Below are 16,494 nucleotides of genomic sequence, written 5' to 3'. Positions count from 1 at the left end.
TGCCGGGCGCCTCGCCGCCGTCGCGTCGCGCCCCCGCCCGGAACACCAGGGGCCCGTAGGTACACTTGCCGTGGCTCCTCGGGGCCGCACCACACGGAAGTACAGGGCGGGAGCGTGCGCGTGACGGATGAGGGTCGCCTGATCGCGGGACGGTACCAGGTCGGGCCCCGGCTCGGCCGCGGCGGGATGTCCGAGGTGTACCTCGGCACCGACACCCGGCTCGGCCGCACCGTCGCCATCAAGGAGCTGAAGCTCTCCCTCTCCTCCGACTCCGCCTTCCGCCTGCGGTTCCGCCAGGAGGCGCAGTCCGCGTCGCGCATGTCGCACCCGACGATCGTCCGGGTCTTCGACGCGGGCGAGGAGGTCTCGCTCGACGACAACGGCGCCGAGTCGCGCCGGCCCTTCATCGTCATGGAGCACATCGAGGGCCGCCTGCTCAAGGACCTGATCGCCGAGGGCCCCCTCGACGTGGACGAGGCCGTCCGCATCACGGAGGGAATCCTCACCGCCCTCGAGTACTCGCACCGCGCGGGCGTCGTCCACCGCGACATCAAGCCCGGCAACATCATGCTGACCCCGTCGGGCCAGGTGAAGGTGATGGACTTCGGGATCGCCCGCGCCGTCTCCGACTCCGCCGCGACGGTCGCGCAGACCACGGCGATCCTCGGCACCGCGGCCTACTTCTCCCCCGAGCAGGCGAAGGGCGAGCAGGTCGACGCCCGCAGCGACCTGTACTCCGCCGGCATCGTGCTCTTCGAGCTCCTGACCGGTCGTGCGCCCTTCCGCGGCGACACCCCGGTGGCCGTCGCCTACCAGCACGTCAGCGAGACGCCGCCGGCGCCGAGCTCCATCAACCCCGCCGTCACGCCGGCGCTCGACGCGGTCGTCGCCCGCGCACTGTCGAAGGACCGCTACGAGCGCTTCCAGGGCGCGGCGGAGTTCCGCGACGACCTGCGCGACGCCGCCGCCGGACGCCTCCCCGACCACCGCCCGATCGACGAGCTGACCACCTCGCTCTTCGCGGCCCGCAGCCAGGGCGGTGTCAACGACTCCGAGCTCGCCCTCCGCCAGCTGGCCGAGGACAACTCGATCGTCCGCACCCAGCGCCGCCCGCCGGTCCTCTGGATCTGGTCCTCGATCGTCGTCCTCGCCGTGATCGTCGCCGCGCTCGTGATCTGGGTGCTGACCCTCCAGCCAGCATCGACGCTCCCGTCGCAGTCGCGGGAGGTCCCCACCCTCACCGAGACGACCTACGACAGCGCGCAGTCGACCCTGACCGAGCTCGACCTCGTGCCGAGCCAGGTCGCGGAGTACAGCTCCACCGTCCCCGAGGGCGAGGTGATCCGCACGGATCCGGGCTCGGGCACGATCGTCGCACCCGAGACGGTCATCCGCATCGTCGTGTCCCAGGGCCCGCAGCCCGTCGCCGTGCCGGACACCGTCGGGCAGAGCCTCGCCGAGGCCATCGACGCGCTCACCGCCGTCGGCTTCGTCGAGGGCTCCCAGACCCGCGAGAACTCGCCGACCGTCCCGGGAGACGTCGTGCTCTCCGCCTCCCCCGGAGCGGGCCAGCAGGTCGCCCCGGGCACGCCGGTCGACCTCACCGTCTCCTCGGGCCAGGTCACGCTGCCCGACCTCGTCGGGACGTCCCTCAGCAGCGCGCTGGCCACCCTCGCCTCCGAGAAGCTGCAGCTGGTGGGGGTCGAGGTCCCGGACGAGACCTGCGACGCCACCCGGGCCAACCCGCCCATCACGACTCAGTCCCTGGCTCCGGGCGACGTCCCGCAGGGATCGACCGTCCAGCTCGGCTACTGCGCGGGCTGACCCGCCCTGCAGCCCGCTGCGGCTGCGTCGTCGATCGACGGTGCTCGGCGGGATCGGGTCGTCGCTCCGCACCGGCAAGGGCCCGTCCGGTCGATGACCGTCGGGATCGATGCTCCGCGAGGCCGACGGCCCCGGGGCGCACTGCTACGCCCGGCGCGCGTCCGCGAGCGGAGGCTGGAGCCGTACGACCTCGCCGGCCACGGAACCGTCCGCGGGGCGCGCGATCCTGCCGCGGATGTCGCTCGGGGTGAGCCCCTCGCGACGCTTGAGCGCACGGCGGAGGTGGTCCGCCGACGAGAATCCGGACGCGGCGGCGATCGCCTCGAGCGGGACCTCCCGCGGGCGGCGGCGCAGCAGCTCCACGGCGCTGGCGACGCGGGAGCGCTCGATCTCGCTCGCGACCGTGGTGCCCGCGTCCTCGAACAGCCGCTGGAGGGAGCGGGTGGACACGTTGACCGCGTCGGCCACCGCCTCCGGGGTGCAGCGCGGTGTCCGGTGCGTCCGGTCGATGACCGTGCGCGCGCGCCCGAGCGTCGCGGCTCGGACGCTCGTGGTGCCGGGCTGCGAGCTCGCCGCTGCGAGGAACGCGCTGGTGAGGAGCTGCTTGACCACGTGCGCGAAGCCGGTGACCTCGCCCTCGCCGGGCAGCCCCGTCCCGGACTCCGCCGCGAGGGCGAAGGCGGTCGTGAAGGCGTAGGCGGCACGGGTGGACCGGGCGTCGGGATCGAGCGCGTAGACCGGGGCCGACGTGTCGAAGCCGTAGCGGCGCATCTCGTCGGCGCGCAGCGAGAGGTGGAGGATCGTGGCCGGAGTCGTGGACTCGGTCGTGAACGTCGTCGTCCCCTGCTGGTACGAGATCGAGCCCGGACGCAGCAGCACCGTCCGGTCCGGGGCGACCATGCGCACGAAGCCCTCGATGAGGAAGCTGAAGGTGAGGAAGGAGGTGTCGTCGGCCGGCCACGTCCCGCGGAGGACGCGCAGCGGGGAGACCGTCATCAGCACGACGCTCAGATCGGCGGTGCCGAATCCCGAACCGGTGATGCTCGGAACAGTGCCGGGTTTGACGACGATGCGCGGACCGAGATTCTCGAGTTCGCGGATTCCCGAGAAAGCCCAGGAGATCGATGCGACCATCAGGTCCCCCCGGACTTCTCTTGTGGCGCCGACCCCCTGCCGACGCCCTCTGATTATGCAGGGAAAAAGGGTCGCATCCTCCGCCGGGGACCCGTCAAATCCCGCCACCTGATCGGGGGGTGCGCAAGGGGGTGGACAAGGCCGCACGCATACCCTGTCCGGACGAGCCCTCCCGCTCACCTCCATTTAGCCGTCATGTGACGGTTTTCTGCGTGAGAACGCGCTCAGGGCGGCATCCCCTTTCGGGGGACGGTGGTCGCAGATCATTCTCACCGATCCCGACTCGATAAGCAGCCCGATAAGCCCGGCGAATTCCGCCTCACCGGGCCGGGATCGAGAGTCCGGGCGTGTCGTCGGCCGATACGGACGCTCCGCCCGACCTCACTTCGCGCAGCCAGTTCCCGAGAAGGCGCCGCCCGCCCTCAGTGAGGACCGACTCCGGATGGAACTGCACGCCGACGAGCGGAGCACTCCAGTGCCGGACGGCCATCACCACTCCCTCCGGTGTCCGCGCCGTCACCCGCAGCTCCTCGGGAAGGCTCTCGCCGTCGACCGCGAGCGAGTGGTACCGCATGGCGGCGAAGCCGGAGGGCAGGCCGTCGAAGAGCGGATCTCCGTCGTGGAGGACGGCCGACGTCCGGCCGTGCAGCAGCTCCGGTGCCTCCGTGACGGAGGCACCGAGGGCGTGGGCGAGCACCTGGTGGCCGAGGCAGACTCCGAGCAGCGGCTGCCCGGTCGCCTCCGCCCGCTGCACCAACGCCGTCGACGCGGGGACGTCCTCGGGGCGGCCCGGTCCGGGCGAGACCAGGACACCGTCCGCCTCCTCCGCGCGAGCCAGGAGCGCCGCCCTCCCGAGCTCGTCGCCCTCGACCACGTCGACCTCCGCGCCGAACTCGCGGAGGTACGAGACCAGCGTGAAGACGAAGCTGTCGTGGTGGTCGACGACCAGGATCCGCGGGGCCGCGCCGGCGGTCACGAGCCGACGGTCACGTTCCGGTCCAGCACGAGCGACTGCACCCAGGGGAACACCCACTCGTCGAGAGCGACCAGGACCGCCGCGACGAGGACGAGGACGATCAGGAGCCGGACCCACCACGGCCCGGGCAGGAGCCGCCACAGCGCTGCGTACACGGTCAGCCCTCCTGAGCCAGCGAGGCGGCGATCTCGGCGGGGGCGCCCGCGGACCGCGGCTGGAACGAGTCGAAGACGCCGTACGCGATGATGCGCTCGGCCGTCGAGTAGAGGGGGTTGCAGCTCGTCAGCGTGATCAGGCGGTCGGTCGGAGCCGCGTCCGGAGTCCACGGGACGGGGTCGATCACCTGGACGTCGGAGGGCTGGACGTACTCGAGGTTGCGGAAGCGGTAGGTGTACCAGCCGTCCGCCGTCTCGATGTAGATCGGGTCGCCGAGCTGGAGCTCGTCGATCAGGTGCATGCCTCCGCCGTACGCGCTGCGGTGCGCGGCGAGCGCGAAGTTGCCGGCCTGGCCGGGCATCTGCGTCCCCGGGTAGTGGCCGATGCTCCCCTCGTCGAGCACGTTCTCGGCGTCGATGCCCTCGGCGATCGTGCGCACCCACCCCTCGCCGTACCGCGGGATGTAGAGGTTGCCGAAGGAGGTGTCGAGGGCGGCGGCGGTCGCGATCACCGGTTCCGCCGGAGCGGCCCCGGTCGGAGCGGCCCCGGTCGGAGCGGCCTCGGTCGGCTGCGGGGCCGGAGAGGAGTCGCCCCAGGTCTCGCGGAGCTCCGCCGCCTGCGTCGTCTGCCGGCCGGCGATCACTGCGTCGTTCCACCAGAGCTGCCAGGCCAGGAAGAGCAGGACCAGGACGCCGGCGGTCATCAGGAGCTCGCCGACGACTCCGAAGAACGAGAGTCGTCGGACCGGGCGGGCCCTCCGTCGCTTCCCTCGCGGCCGCAGAGCCGCCCCGTCGGGGTTCTGGGCGGTCATGCGACGAGTCTAGGCGCGAGCCGTGACCGGCTGTGGCGCGTGCTCCGGACCTGTGGAGAGCCCTCCCCAGCCTCCGCCCGAGGAGGGCCGGTGGGACCGCTCGAGCGCCCGCACCGGCCGCTCCGCGAGCGCGCACAGCACCCATGCAGCCCCGGCGCTCCCGGCCTGGAGCCTCCGCCCGGTACAGTGGTCGGCATGGCACGAGCGACGAAGAGCCCGAAGCCCGAGCGCGACGAAGCCCGGACCGGCGAGAACGCACCGAATCCGGTCTGGTTCAAGCCGGTGATGTTCGGCTTCATGCTGCTCGGGCTCGCCTGGATCATCGTCTTCTACGTGAGCCAGGGCACCCTGCCGATCCCCGATCTCGGCAACCTGAACATCCTGATCGGCTTCGGCATCGCGTTCATCGGCTTCCTGATGACGACGCGCTGGCGCTGAGCCTCCCCGAGTCGTGAACGACGCCCCGTCCGGTCCGCCGACGGGGCGTTCGTCGTCGGTGGAGCGGCTGCGCGCCGTCGGCTGCGTCTTCGCCGAGGAGGAGGCGGGCCTGCTCGAGGAGGCCGCCGGCTCCTCCTCCGACCTCGAGCTGCTGCTCCGCCGCCGCGAGACGGGCGAGCCCCTCGAGCAGATCCTCGGCTGGGTCGCTTTCCGCGGATTGCGCGTCCCCGTCGCACCCGGCGTCTTCGTGCCCCGCGTGCGCACCGAGTGGCTGGTCGACTGCGCCCTGGAGGTCCTCCCGGACGGCGCCGTGGTGCTCGACCTCTGCTGCGGATCCGGCGCCCTCGCCCGGTCGATCGCCGAGGAGCGGCCGGACGTCCGCCTTCTCGCGGCCGACCTCTCCCCCGCCGCCGTCGCCTGCGCCCGCCGCACGCTCGCAGGCCGCGCCGACGTCCACGAGGGCGACCTCTTCGACGCGCTTCCCGCGAGCGAGCGCGGGCGGATCGACGTCGTCGTCGTGAACGCCCCCTACGTCCCCACAGCGGCGATCGCGCTCATGCCGCCGGAGGCTCGGGTGCACGAGCCGGTGCTCACGCTCGACGGCGGCGCGGACGGGCTCGCCCTGCACCGCCGCATCGCTCAGGAGGCGGGCGCGTGGCTCGCACCGCACGGCGTCGTCGTGATCGAGGTCGGCGCGGATCAGGCCGCGGCGAGTGCCTCCGCGTTCCAGGCGGCCGGGTTCGCCACCTCGCTGCACCACGACGACGACCGTGAGGCGACAGCACTCGTGGCCGTCCGCCGGAGAACTACACCGCTGTAATTATCCCCAGCTGTGGAATCTCCTGTGGAGAACTCCGCGGTCCCCTCCACGCTGCACTCCTCGAGGCGAGGAGGGCCCGGATCCGCGCCAGTGCGCCGGTCTTCCGATGCGCCGCCGTCCCCAAGTCGTCATCCCGAGGAGGACACTCGGGATGTTCTCCCCAGTGTTAACAACTCTGTGGATAACTTCCTCCCCACCTGGTGAGAGCACCTGTGGACAGTGGTGGGGACGGTCGCCGCGGGAACGACGGAGCGGCGGGCCCGGGAGTGCGCCAGGCACTGCCGGACCCGCCGCTGCGGGAGGGAACGGGATCAGCCGAGGACGTAGGCGCCCGCGGTGATCGCCACCAGGCCGACTCCGATGAGCCCGACGAGGAGGTTCTGCGTGCGCCGCTGGGCGCGCTGCCGGGTCTTCGTGAAGACCAGCCCGATGAGCGCGCCCGCCACCAGGCCGCCGACGTGCGCCTGCCACGCCACGTTCATCCCGGGCAGGAAGCCGATGACGAGGTTCAGTCCGACCAGCACCAGCAGCTGCGACGCCTGACCGCCCAGGTGCCGGAGGATCACCAGGTACGCGCCCATCAGCCCGAAGATCGCTCCGGAGGCTCCGATCACCGGGGTCAGCGGGTTCGCGAGGAGCAGGACGCCCACCGAGCCGGCGAACCCGCTCAGGAGGAAGAGGGTGAGGTAGCGCCCGCGGCCCAGCATCCGCTCGAGCACCATGCCGAACACCCACAGCGTGTACATGTTCAGCACCAGGTGGAACGGGATGACGATGAAGAGAGACGTGCTGTGGAGGAACACCGAGGTGAGCATCCGCCACGGCTCGAACCCGGCGCCGAAGCCGGGGAGCGTGTAGGCGGGGGCGTACAGGAGCGCGCTGACCGCCGGGCCGCCGACGACGGGGAGGATCTCGACGATCCACAGCACGATGCACAGCGCGATGATCGCGTAGGTCACGGTCGGCTGGTCGGCGCGGGTCATCGCCCGCACGCGGGAGAGGAGGGGACCGCGGGTGCGCGGCGCGGTGGCGCGCTGCTGCGCCATGTCGTCCGGGCAGATCACGCCGACCGGAGCGGGCGTCTGGCACTCGCCGCAGATGGTGCGGCCGCACCGCTGGCAGCGCACGAAGCTCTGCCGGTCGGGGTGTCGGTAGCAGGAGTAGGTGCTGCTCGGCGGGACCTGGGTCACGGACGTGCCTCCGGGGAGAACGAGGGCCGGGCCCTGACGGACCCGGCCCTCGAATGAGTGGTGGATGAGGCGATCAGACCTCGGTGATCTCGACGCTCTCGATCACGACGTCCTCGAGCGGCTTGTCACGGCCGTCGGTGGGGACCGCCGAGAGGGACTGCACGAGCTTCTTCGACTCCTCGTCGGCGACGGCGCCGAAGATGGTGTGCTTGCCCTGGAGCCAGGTGGTCGGCGCCACGGTGATGAAGAACTGCGAGCCGTTGGTCCCGCGGCCCGCCTGCTTGCCGGCGTTCGCCATCGCGAGGATGTAGGGCTGGGTGAAGTCGAGCTCCGAGTTGATCTCGTCGTCGAACTGGTAGCCCGGGCCGCCGATGCCCTGGCCGAGCGGGTCGCCGCCCTGGAGCATGAAGTCGGGGATGATGCGGTGGAAGACGGTGCCGTTGTAGAGCGGCTCCTTCGTCTTCGCACCCGTGGCCGGGTGGGTCCACTCGATGTCGCCGGTCGCGAGACCGACGAAGTTGCGGACCGTCTTGGGAGCGTGGTTCCCGTAGAGGTTGACGACGATGTCGCCCTTGTTGGTGTGGAACGTCGCGACTGCGGTGTGCAAAGGCATGCTCGGATTCTCGCACAGCGCGTCTGTAGGCCCCTGCAACGCCCGGTGTCAATGCGCTGGGTGCGCGATGCGGACGCCGATCGATGAGTGGCAGTATTGAGGCGTTCGCTGCTCGTAGCCGATGGAGGACCAACATGGGTCTGTCACGTAAGCACAAGAAGGACCTCAAGCGTCTTCGCAAGAACGCCGAGGCGGTCTGGGGCGAGCAGCAGGAGGTGCTGGCGCACGCGGCCTCCGTGCTCGAGAAGAGCCGCCGCCACGCGTCGAAGTACGCCAAGAAGGAGCTCGTCCCCTTCGTCAAGGACACGTACGACTCGCGCGTCAAGCCGGTCTACGACAACGGTGTCTCGGCCGTCGAGGGCACCTACTCCTCGGCCCGTCACGCCTACAAGCACAAGGTCGTCCCGACCTTCGCCGCTGTGGGCGGCACGGCCGCCGCCGCGTTCGAGGCCGCCAAGGACTCGAAGAACCGCGCGAAGCTCGCCGAGATCTCGAAGGCGCGCTGGGAGGAGCTCACCACTCCCCCCAAGAAGAAGAACAAGGTCGGCACGGTCTTCGCGATCGGCGCCGCGCTGGTCGCCGTCGGCGGCATCGGCTACGCCGTCTGGCAGACGTTCCGCGCCGACGACGAGCTGTGGGTCGCCGAGGACGAGCCGCAGAGCGCCGCGCAGAACGCGGCCTCGACCGCTTCCTGACGTCCTCGTCGCTGGAGCCGGGCCCCTCCGGGGGGTCCGGCTCCTCCGCATGCCCGGGTTAGGCTTCTGCGGTGGACATCCGGGTCGCCGCGTACGGCGTGATCATCGACGGCGAGCGGATGCTGCTCGCACACTGGAGCCAGGGGCCCTGGTCGGCCTGGACGCTTCCGGGCGGCGGGATCGACGAGGGCGAGTCGCCCGCCGACGCCGCGGTCCGCGAGATCTTCGAGGAGACGGGCTACCGCGCCGAGCTCGAGGCCCTCATCGGCGTGGACTCCCACGTGATCCCCGCGCACCGCCGCAGTGATCCCGAGGCCGGACCTCTGCACGCCATCCGCGTCGTCTACCGCGCCCGCATCGTGGGCGGCGAGCTCACGCACGAGGTGGACGGCTCCACGGACGCCGCCGCTTGGTTCCCCCTGAGCGTCGTCGAGGAGCTGGAGCGCGTCGAGCTCGTCGATGCAGCCCTCACCATGAACGAGGCCTGGCTCCTCCGCTGACGGTGCCCGGGAATCCCCGGCCGCGCCCCGGCGTTCCCCTCGTCGTGATCGTCGAGCTTTACACCTCCGCCTTCTGCGGCGCCTGCCATGCCGCGCGCGCGGTGCTGGAGCGTGCCGCGGAGCTCGTCCCCGCCGCCGAGATCCGCGAGCGCGACGTGGCCTTCCACCCCGTCGAGGCCGAGGCCGCCGGCATCCGCTCGACCCCCACGGTCGTCGTGCGCGGCACGACCGGAGAGGTGGTCTTCCGAGCGGAGGGCGCCCCCTCCCTCCCGCAGGCTCTCGCCGCGCTGGCCCTCGCCCTGCCCGCGTAGGGTGGCCGCGGGAGGACCCATGCACCGTCGCGCCGCGCTCGCGAGCACCGTCGTGCTGCTCGGCGCCCTGGCGCTCTCGGGGTGCGCCTCCGAAGAGCCGGTGACCACGGCCACGGTGGGGCTCGGACGGGGTGGCGAGCGGGGAGAGGTCCTCGGGGTCGTCGTCGTGTGCTCGGGGTCCGTCGACGGCCTCGACCTCGCCGCCTCCGACTCCGCCCCCCTGACCATCGGCGACGGACTGCGGAGAGTCACCCGCTGGGTCTCCCCGTCGCCCGTCACCCAGCTGGGCGCGACCGACCTCTCCGGCTCCACGGTGTGGCCGGCCGACACGGTGATCGAGCGGTTCCCGCTCGGCGTCGACCTCGCGCTCGGCGCCTACGCGACCGACCGCTCCGTGCTCGCCCGTCCGGTCGTCTTCACGGCCGAGCAGTTCGACACTCTCTCCGTCGGCGAGATCATCGTCGGCGACATCCGCGACGGGACGTCCGAGACCCTCTCGGTGCAGCAGTTCCTCGGTCTCGCCTGCACGGACCGCTGAGCGGGCGGCTCGGCTGTCCGAGCAGAGGATCCTGCGAAAAGGCGCACCCGTGAGGGGAGAGGAAGTGTGGAGCCTAGGAGATTCGAACTCCTGACATCCTGCTTGCAAAGCAGGCGCTCTACCAACTGAGCTAAGGCCCCGGGCCGGAGATGGGATGACCCGTCTCCGAGAGTCGAACGGCCCGCCACCGCGAGGTGACGGGCCGTTCGGACCGGGTGGGGGTACCAGGACTTGAACCTGGGACCTCTTCATTATCAGTGAAGCGCTCTAACCGCCTGAGCTATACCCCCGGAATGGCCAGAGGAGACTCTACCCGACATCGAGCAGGAATCCCAATCGGCCGGACCGTGCGCCCTACTGGTTGGTGAAGCCGACCAGGAGGCCGCCGGTGATCTTGACGCTGAGGTTGTACAGCAGCGCCACGATCGCGCCGAGCGCGGTGGTGACGATGGTGTTCAGCACCGCGACGACGATCGCGAAGCCCATGACCTGCGGCAGCGAGATGATCGTGTTGAGGTCGAACGCCTCCGCGCCGGCGATGTCCTGCACGAGGCCGTTGACCTCGTCGAACACGCCCGTCTGGGCCAGGACCGTGTAGACCAGGTAGACGACCACGATCGTGATGATCGCGAGCGTCAGGCCCAGCAGGAACGAGAGCTTCACGGCCGACCAGAAGTCGACGTAGACGAGCTTCAGGCGGACCTGCTTCGCCGCCGGGCTCTTCGCGGACTTCCTGGCGAGCTTCTCGGCGACGGTGCTACTCATCTACGGACCCATCCTCCTCCGACACCGGAGCGGACTCGGCCGGCGCCGCGGCGTCGGGATCCTCGTCCTGGGCGTCGAGATTGCGTTCGGTGTTCTTGGCGAGTGCGATGATGCGGTCGTCCTCAGCGAATCGTGCGAAGACGACTCCCATGGTGTCGCGACCCTTGGCCGGTACCTCGGCCACCGCAGAGCGTACCACCTTGCCGCTGGCGAGCACGACGAGCACCTCGTCGTCCTCTCCGGTGATGATGGCGCCCACGAGGTCGCCGCGCTTCTCCTCCAGCTTGGCCACCTTGATGCCCAGGCCGCCGCGTCCCTGGAGTCGGTACTGGTCGACCGCGGTGCGCTTGGCGTAGCCGCCCTCGGTGACCACGAACACGAAGCCCTCGTCGCTGACGACGTTGGCGTCGAGGAGGCGGTCCTCCCCGCGGAACGACATGCCGCGGACACCGGAGGTGGAGCGGCCCATCGGACGCAGCGCCTCGTCGGACGCGGTGAAGCGGATCGACATGCCCTTGCGGGAGACCAGCAGCACGTCGCTGTCCTCCTCCACCAGGAGCGCCGAGACGAGCTCGTCGCCGTCGCGCAGCTTGATCGCGATGATGCCGCCGGAGCGGTTCGTGTCGTACTCCGAGAGGGCCGTCTTCTTCACGAGACCGTCGCGCGTGGCGAGGACGAGGTAGCGGGCCGCCTCGTAGTCGCGGATGTCGAGGATCTGCGCGATCTGCTCCCCCGGCTCCAGCGCGAGCAGGTTCGCGATGTGCTGGCCCTTGGCGTCGCGGCCGGCCTCCTGCAGCTCGTAGGTCTTGGCGCGGTACACGCGGCCGGTGTTCGTGAAGAACAGGAGCCAGTGGTGCGTGGTGGTGACGAAGAAGTGCTCGACGATGTCGTCGGCCTTCAGTTGCGCACCGCGCACGCCGCGGCCGCCGCGGTGCTGGGCCCGGTAGGAGTCGCTCCGGGTGCGCTTGAGGTAGCCGCCGCGGGTGACGGTGACGACCATCTCCTCCTCGGGGATCAGGTCCTCGACGCTCATGTCGCCGTCGAACCCGAAGAGGATCTCGGTGCGGCGGTCGTCGCCGAAGCGGTCCACGATCTCGTCGAGCTCGTCCGAGATGATGGTGCGCTGGCGCTCCGGGCTCGCGAGGATCGACTTGTAGTCCTCGATCTCGGCCTGGATCCGGTCGTGCTCGTCGATGATCTTCTGGCGCTCGAGGGCCGCGAGGCGGCGCAGCTGCATGTCGAGGATGGCGCGGGACTGCACCTCGTCGATGTCGAGCAGCTCCATCAGGCCGTCGCGCGCCTCCTCGACGGTGGGGGAGCGGCGGATGAGGGCGATGACCTCGTCGAGCGCGTCGAGCGCCTTGAGGTAGCCGCGCAGGATGTGGATCCGCGCCTCCGCCTCGTCGAGGAGGTACTGGGTGCGGCGCACGATGACCTCGACCTGGTGGTCGACCCAGGCGCGGATGAAGCCGTCCAGCGAGAGCGTGCGCGGGATGCCGTCGACGATCGCGAGCATGTTCGCGCCGAAGTTCTCCTGCAGCGGCGTGTGCTTGTAGAGGTTGTTCAGAACCACCTTCGCCACGGCGTCGCGCTTGAGGACGACGACGAGGCGCTGGCCGGTGCGACCGGAGGTCTCGTCGCGGATGTCGGCGATGCCCGAGACGCGCCCGTCCTTGACCAGCTCGGCGATCTTGATCGCCAGGTTGTCCGGGTTCACCTGGTACGGCAGCTCGGTGACGACGAGGCAGGTGCGGCCCTGGATCTCCTCGATGGAGACGACGGCGCGCATCGTGATGGAGCCGCGGCCGGTGCGGTAGGCGTCCTGGATGCCGCGGACGCCGAGGATCTGCGCACCGGTGGGGAAGTCGGGTCCCTTGATCCGCTGCAGCAGCGCCTCGAGGAGCTCCTCGCGCGTCGCGTCCGGGTTCTCGAGCGCCCACTTCGCACCGGCGGCGACCTCGCGCAGGTTGTGCGGCGGGATGTTGGTCGCCATGCCGACCGCGATGCCGACGGAGCCGTTGACCAGCAGGTTCGGGAACCGGGCCGGCAGGATCGCGGGCTCGCGCGTGCGGCCGTCGTAGTTGTCCTGGAAGTCGACGGTGTTCTTGTCGATGTCGCGGACCATCTCGAGCGCGAGCGGCGCCATCTTGGTCTCGGTGTACCGAGGGGCGGCCGCGCCGTCGTTGCCGGGGGAGCCGAAGTTGCCCTGCCCGAGCGCGAGCGGGTAGCGGAGGCTCCACGGCTGCACCAGGCGGACCAGCGCATCGTAGATCGCGGAGTCGCCGTGCGGGTGGAACTGGCCCATCACGTCGCCGACGACGCGCGAGCACTTCGAGAACGCCTTGTCCGGGCGGTAGCCGCCGTCGTACATGGCGTAGATCACGCGGCGGTGCACGGGCTTCAAGCCGTCGCGCACCTCCGGCAGGGCGCGGCCGACGATGACGCTCATCGCGTAGTCGAGGTAGGAGCGCTGCATCTCGAGCTGCAGGTCGACCGGCTCGATCTTGTCGTGACCGTGGATCACCACACCGGTCTCGGTGACGATGTCGTCGCTCTCGTCCGGGCCGGTGGGGGTGGTGGGTTCTTCTGCCATGGTCTCTGGTCTCTCAGGTGGGTCCGTGCCCCGGAGGAGCGGGGGCGGCGGTCGCGCTGGGTGTCAGGTGTCGGTGGGTGGTGTGGGGCGAGTGGGGAGCGGGTGGCGGTTCGGCGGTGTTGGTGCGGCCCATTGAGGGCCGCCGTCACGTCCTGCAGGTGGCCGGGGCCGCGGCCGTGTGCCGCGGGGCTGCCGCCTTTCGGATCGCGGTGCGATCCGGGCGCCGCCACGCTGAGCGGTCAGATGTCCAGGAAACGGACGTCCTTCGCATTCTTCTGGATGAAGGAGCGGCGGGATTCGACGTCCTCGCCCATGAGGGTGGAGAAGATCTCGTCGGCTGCGGCCGCGTCATCGAGCGTGACCTGGAGGAGGGTCCGCGTGGCGGGGTCCATCGTGGTCTCCCACAGCTCCTTGTAGTCCATCTCGCCGAGGCCCTTGTAGCGCTGGATGCCGTTCTCCTTGGGCATGCGCTTGTTGGTCGCCGAGCCGTGCGCGATCAGGGCGTCGCGCTCGCGGTCGCTGTAGACGTACTCGTGCGGGGAGTTCGACCACTTCAGGCGGTACAGCGGCGGCTGCGCGAGGTAGACGTAGCCGAGGTCGATCAGCGGGCGCATGTAGCGGAAGAGGAGCGTCAGCAGCAGCGTCGTGATGTGCTGGCCGTCGACGTCGGCGTCGGCCATCAGGATGATCTTGTGGTACCGCGCCTTGTCGGGGTTGAAGTCCTCGCCGATGCCGGCGCCGAACGCCGTGATCATCGCCTGGACCTCGTTGTTGCCGAGAGCGCGGTCGAGTCGGGCCTTCTCGACGTTGAGGATCTTGCCGCGCAGGGGGAGGATCGCCTGCGTCTCGGGGTTGCGGCCCTGCACTGCGGATCCGCCGGCCGAGTCGCCCTCGACGATGAAGATCTCGGAGATCGACGGGTCCTTGGACTGGCAGTCCTTGAGCTTGCCCGGCATGCCGCCGCCCTCGAGCAGGCCCTTGCGGCGGGCGGTCTCGCGCGCCTTCCGCGCCGCCATGCGGGCCGAGGCCGCCTGGATCGCCTTGCGGATGATGTCCTTGGCCTGGCTCGGGTTGCGGTCGAACCAGTCGGCCAGCTGCTCGCCGGCGACGCGCTGCACGAACGCCTTCGCCTCGGTGTTGCCGAGCTTGGTCTTGGTCTGGCCCTCGAACTGCGGCTCGCCGAGCTTGATCGAGACGACGGCGGTGAGGCCCTCGCGGATGTCGTCGCCCGAGAGGTTCTCGTCCTTCTCCTTGAGGAGGTTGTTCGCGCGCGCGTAGCGGTTGACCAGCGTGGTCAGCGCGGCGCGGAAGCCCTCCTCGTGGGTGCCGCCCTCGTGGGTGTTGATGGTGTTCGCGTAGGTGTGGACGCTCTCGGTGTAGGCCGTGGTCCACTGCATCGCGACCTCGAGCGAGATGCGGCGCTCGGTGTCCTCGGACTCGAAGTCGATGATCTCGGAGTGCACGAGGTCCGACTTCTTCAGCGAGTTGATGTACTCGACGTAGTCGACGAGGCCCTTCTCGTAGTGGAAGACGTCGGTCCGGTCGCCCTCGGTCTCGTTCTCGCCCTCCCCCTCGAACTCGACCTCGTTCTCGTCGGTCAGCGCGATGCGCAGCCCCTTGTTGAGGAACGCCATCTGCTGGAAGCGCGCGCGCAGGGTCTCGTAGTCGAACTCGACCGTCTCGAAGATGCCCGCGTTGGGCCAGAAGGTGATCGTCGTGCCGGTCTCGTCGCTGGCCTCGCCCTTCTCGAGCGGGGCGTCCGGCACTCCGTCGGTGAAGCTCATCCGGTACACGGCGCCCTGGCGCTTGACCTCGACGTCGAGGCGCGTCGACAGCGCGTTGACCACGGAGGAGCCGACGCCGTGCAGGCCGCCGGAGACCGCGTAGCCGCCGCCGCCGAACTTGCCGCCGGCGTGCAGCACGGTGAGGACCAGCTCGACCGTGGAGATGCCCTCGGTCGGGTGCATGTCGACCGGGATGCCGCGACCGTTGTCGGAGACGGTGACGCCTCCGTCTGCGCGCATCAGGATCTCGATGTTGTCGCAGTAGCCCGCGAGCGCCTCGTCGACGGCGTTGTCGACGATCTCGTAGACCAGGTGGTGCAGACCGCGCGGACCCGTGGATCCGATGTACATGCCGGGGCGCTTGCGGACGGCCTCGAGGCCCTCGAGGACCTGGATCTGGTTCGCACCGTAGTCGCCGGACGACTTGGTCGACATGCTCTCGTGCGGAGCGGAGGGGGCTGCTGAGCCGTTCGCGTCCAGGTCGTTCGCTGCGGGTGACGTGGAGTCGTTCGGCTCGTGAGTCATAGCTGTGGAGTTCTCCTCTGACGGTCCGTCGCGACGCGCACGGTGATCTGGAGATCGCCCGCGCGGCGGCGTCACTGCGGTTCGGCGGCCCTCCATTCTACCGCGTACCGGGTCGATCCAAAGCGCTGGACGGCGATCTGAGGCGCGAAAGATCGGCGGTCGACCGAAAATGCGTCCTCAGCCGTAGGTGTCGCGCGGACCACGCCCTGGAATCGACCTGGGACCCTTTTTCCAGTTCGGGACGTCCGGGCCCTGGAAACGGATCGACGCGATCCCCGCCTCGGGGAAGTTCACCGCGATGTGGTTCATGATCTCGATCCGCATCAGCCGGAGCTGCGTCGACCACGCGGTCGACTCGCACGCGACGGTCAGCACGCCGTCGACGACGCCCACCGGAGTCGAGTGCTTCGCGGTCTCCTCGCCGGCGATCGCCGTCCACGACGACATGAGGTCGCCCTGCGCCAAGGGCGCCGTCCAGCCGAGCTTCACGGTGAGGGAGTCGAGGACGTCGCCCAGGTCGTGCGGGTCGCGGCCCTTGCCGAACGGGATCGCGTCACCCTTGGGCTCGGCGCGCTCGACGGTCTTCCGGATGCGGCGCGGGCCGTCGGCGCCGAACACCTCCTTGAGGTGGCGGTAGACGCGGGCGGCCTCGGAGTCGGGGGCGGGGAGCCGCCGGTCATGGTGATCGAGTAGCCCGGCAGGGGCGTACCGAGATCCGGGACGAAGGCCTGGCCGACAGTGGGAGAGCGGTCGGCGGGCGCGCACCACGGCGCTGTCCCGGCCGGCGCGGATGAGCGCCTGGTCGCTCGACACGCGGTGCG

At 70.3% G+C, this 16,494-nt stretch carries 17 protein-coding genes and 2 tRNA genes; 7 read left to right on the top strand and 12 right to left on the bottom strand.

Annotated features, from left to right (window positions below):
- Positions 1–120 precede the first annotated feature (120 nt).
- The gene (pknB, locus tag C5C24_RS12915; RefSeq protein ID WP_104222663.1) at positions 121–1,824 is read left to right on the top strand and encodes a Stk1 family PASTA domain-containing Ser/Thr kinase; all 1,704 of its coding nucleotides are present in this window, start codon (positions 121–123) and stop codon (positions 1,822–1,824) included.
- Positions 1,825–1,968: 144 nt separating this feature from the next.
- Here pknB and C5C24_RS12910 read toward each other — a convergent pair whose 3' ends face one another.
- The 4 genes from C5C24_RS12910 to C5C24_RS12900 form a co-directional block, all read right to left on the bottom strand.
- Positions 1,969–2,958 carry a helix-turn-helix domain-containing protein gene (locus C5C24_RS12910; RefSeq protein WP_181110299.1) on the bottom strand — a complete coding sequence of 330 codons (990 nt, stop codon included), beginning with the start codon at positions 2,956–2,958 and terminating at the stop codon, positions 1,969–1,971.
- A gap of 319 nt (positions 2,959–3,277) precedes the next feature.
- Positions 3,278–3,934 carry an aminodeoxychorismate/anthranilate synthase component II gene (locus C5C24_RS12905; protein ID WP_104305156.1) on the bottom strand — a complete coding sequence of 219 codons (657 nt, stop codon included), beginning with the start codon at positions 3,932–3,934 and terminating at the stop codon, positions 3,278–3,280.
- Entirely contained in the window at positions 3,931–4,089 is a 159-nt protein-coding gene (locus C5C24_RS18020; RefSeq protein ID WP_167299010.1) for a hypothetical protein, read from the bottom strand. The genes C5C24_RS12905 and C5C24_RS18020 overlap by 4 nt, the downstream gene beginning before the upstream one ends.
- A 2-nt stretch (positions 4,090–4,091) precedes the next feature.
- On the bottom strand, positions 4,092–4,901 hold the full coding sequence (locus tag C5C24_RS12900) for a class E sortase (RefSeq protein ID WP_104305155.1): 810 nt from the start codon (positions 4,899–4,901) through the stop codon (positions 4,092–4,094).
- Positions 4,902–5,096: 195 nt separating this feature from the next.
- Between C5C24_RS12900 and C5C24_RS12895 the strand changes: the two genes are divergently transcribed.
- Both C5C24_RS12895 and C5C24_RS12890 read left to right on the top strand, forming a co-directional pair.
- Positions 5,097–5,339, top strand: a complete 243-nt coding sequence (locus C5C24_RS12895) for a cell division protein CrgA (protein WP_104222667.1) — start codon at positions 5,097–5,099, stop codon at positions 5,337–5,339.
- 13 nt (positions 5,340–5,352) lie between these two features.
- The gene (locus C5C24_RS12890; protein ID WP_181135532.1) at positions 5,353–6,159 is read left to right on the top strand and encodes a putative protein N(5)-glutamine methyltransferase; all 807 of its coding nucleotides are present in this window, start codon (positions 5,353–5,355) and stop codon (positions 6,157–6,159) included.
- Between the two features lie 311 nt (positions 6,160–6,470).
- Here C5C24_RS12890 and C5C24_RS12885 read toward each other — a convergent pair whose 3' ends face one another.
- Together C5C24_RS12885 and C5C24_RS12880 are read right to left on the bottom strand one after the other, a co-directional pair.
- The gene (locus C5C24_RS12885; protein WP_104305153.1) at positions 6,471–7,349 is read right to left on the bottom strand and encodes a rhomboid family intramembrane serine protease; all 879 of its coding nucleotides are present in this window, start codon (positions 7,347–7,349) and stop codon (positions 6,471–6,473) included.
- 73 nt (positions 7,350–7,422) lie between these two features.
- Positions 7,423–7,962, bottom strand: coding sequence for a peptidylprolyl isomerase (locus C5C24_RS12880; RefSeq protein ID WP_104222669.1), 540 nt, complete (start codon positions 7,960–7,962; stop codon positions 7,423–7,425).
- Between the two features lie 134 nt (positions 7,963–8,096).
- Between C5C24_RS12880 and C5C24_RS12875 the strand changes: the two genes are divergently transcribed.
- From C5C24_RS12875 to C5C24_RS12860, 4 genes are all read left to right on the top strand, one after another.
- Entirely contained in the window at positions 8,097–8,657 is a 561-nt protein-coding gene (locus C5C24_RS12875) for a hypothetical protein (protein WP_104255643.1), read from the top strand.
- Between the two features lie 71 nt (positions 8,658–8,728).
- Positions 8,729–9,157 (top strand): NUDIX hydrolase, encoded by a 429-nt coding sequence (locus C5C24_RS12870; RefSeq protein WP_104305152.1) that lies wholly within the window; start codon positions 8,729–8,731, stop codon positions 9,155–9,157.
- Between the two features lie 44 nt (positions 9,158–9,201).
- Positions 9,202–9,468 carry a glutaredoxin domain-containing protein gene (locus C5C24_RS12865; protein ID WP_104305165.1) on the top strand — a complete coding sequence of 89 codons (267 nt, stop codon included), beginning with the start codon at positions 9,202–9,204 and terminating at the stop codon, positions 9,466–9,468.
- A 19-nt stretch (positions 9,469–9,487) separates the two neighbouring features.
- Positions 9,488–10,006, top strand: a complete 519-nt coding sequence (locus C5C24_RS12860) for a hypothetical protein (RefSeq protein ID WP_104305151.1) — start codon at positions 9,488–9,490, stop codon at positions 10,004–10,006.
- A 67-nt stretch (positions 10,007–10,073) separates the two neighbouring features.
- On the opposite strand, the gene C5C24_RS12855 is transcribed toward C5C24_RS12860, so the two are convergent.
- From C5C24_RS12855 to C5C24_RS12830, 6 genes are all read right to left on the bottom strand, one after another.
- Positions 10,074–10,146: transfer RNA gene (locus C5C24_RS12855), tRNA-Ala, on the bottom strand.
- 76 nt (positions 10,147–10,222) lie between these two features.
- Positions 10,223–10,296: transfer RNA gene (locus tag C5C24_RS12850), tRNA-Ile, on the bottom strand.
- Between the two features lie 64 nt (positions 10,297–10,360).
- The gene (locus C5C24_RS12845; protein ID WP_104222673.1) at positions 10,361–10,771 is read right to left on the bottom strand and encodes a DUF3566 domain-containing protein; all 411 of its coding nucleotides are present in this window, start codon (positions 10,769–10,771) and stop codon (positions 10,361–10,363) included.
- Positions 10,764–13,364 carry a DNA gyrase subunit A gene (gene gyrA, locus C5C24_RS12840; RefSeq protein ID WP_104222674.1) on the bottom strand — a complete coding sequence of 867 codons (2,601 nt, stop codon included), beginning with the start codon at positions 13,362–13,364 and terminating at the stop codon, positions 10,764–10,766. The genes C5C24_RS12845 and gyrA overlap by 8 nt, the downstream gene beginning before the upstream one ends.
- A gap of 239 nt (positions 13,365–13,603) precedes the next feature.
- A complete protein-coding gene (gyrB, locus tag C5C24_RS12835) occupies positions 13,604–15,583 on the bottom strand; it encodes a DNA topoisomerase (ATP-hydrolyzing) subunit B (protein ID WP_219812881.1) in 1,980 nt (659 codons plus the stop codon).
- Between the two features lie 267 nt (positions 15,584–15,850).
- The coding region (locus C5C24_RS12830) for a DUF721 domain-containing protein (RefSeq protein ID WP_258065226.1) at positions 15,851–16,494 on the bottom strand (644 nt) is incomplete at its 5' end.

The organism is Rathayibacter sp. AY2B3 (genome assembly GCF_002931755.1).
Taxonomy (GTDB): Bacteria; Actinomycetota; Actinomycetes; order Actinomycetales; family Microbacteriaceae; genus Rathayibacter.
This window is presented reverse-complemented; position numbering and strand designations above follow the sequence as displayed.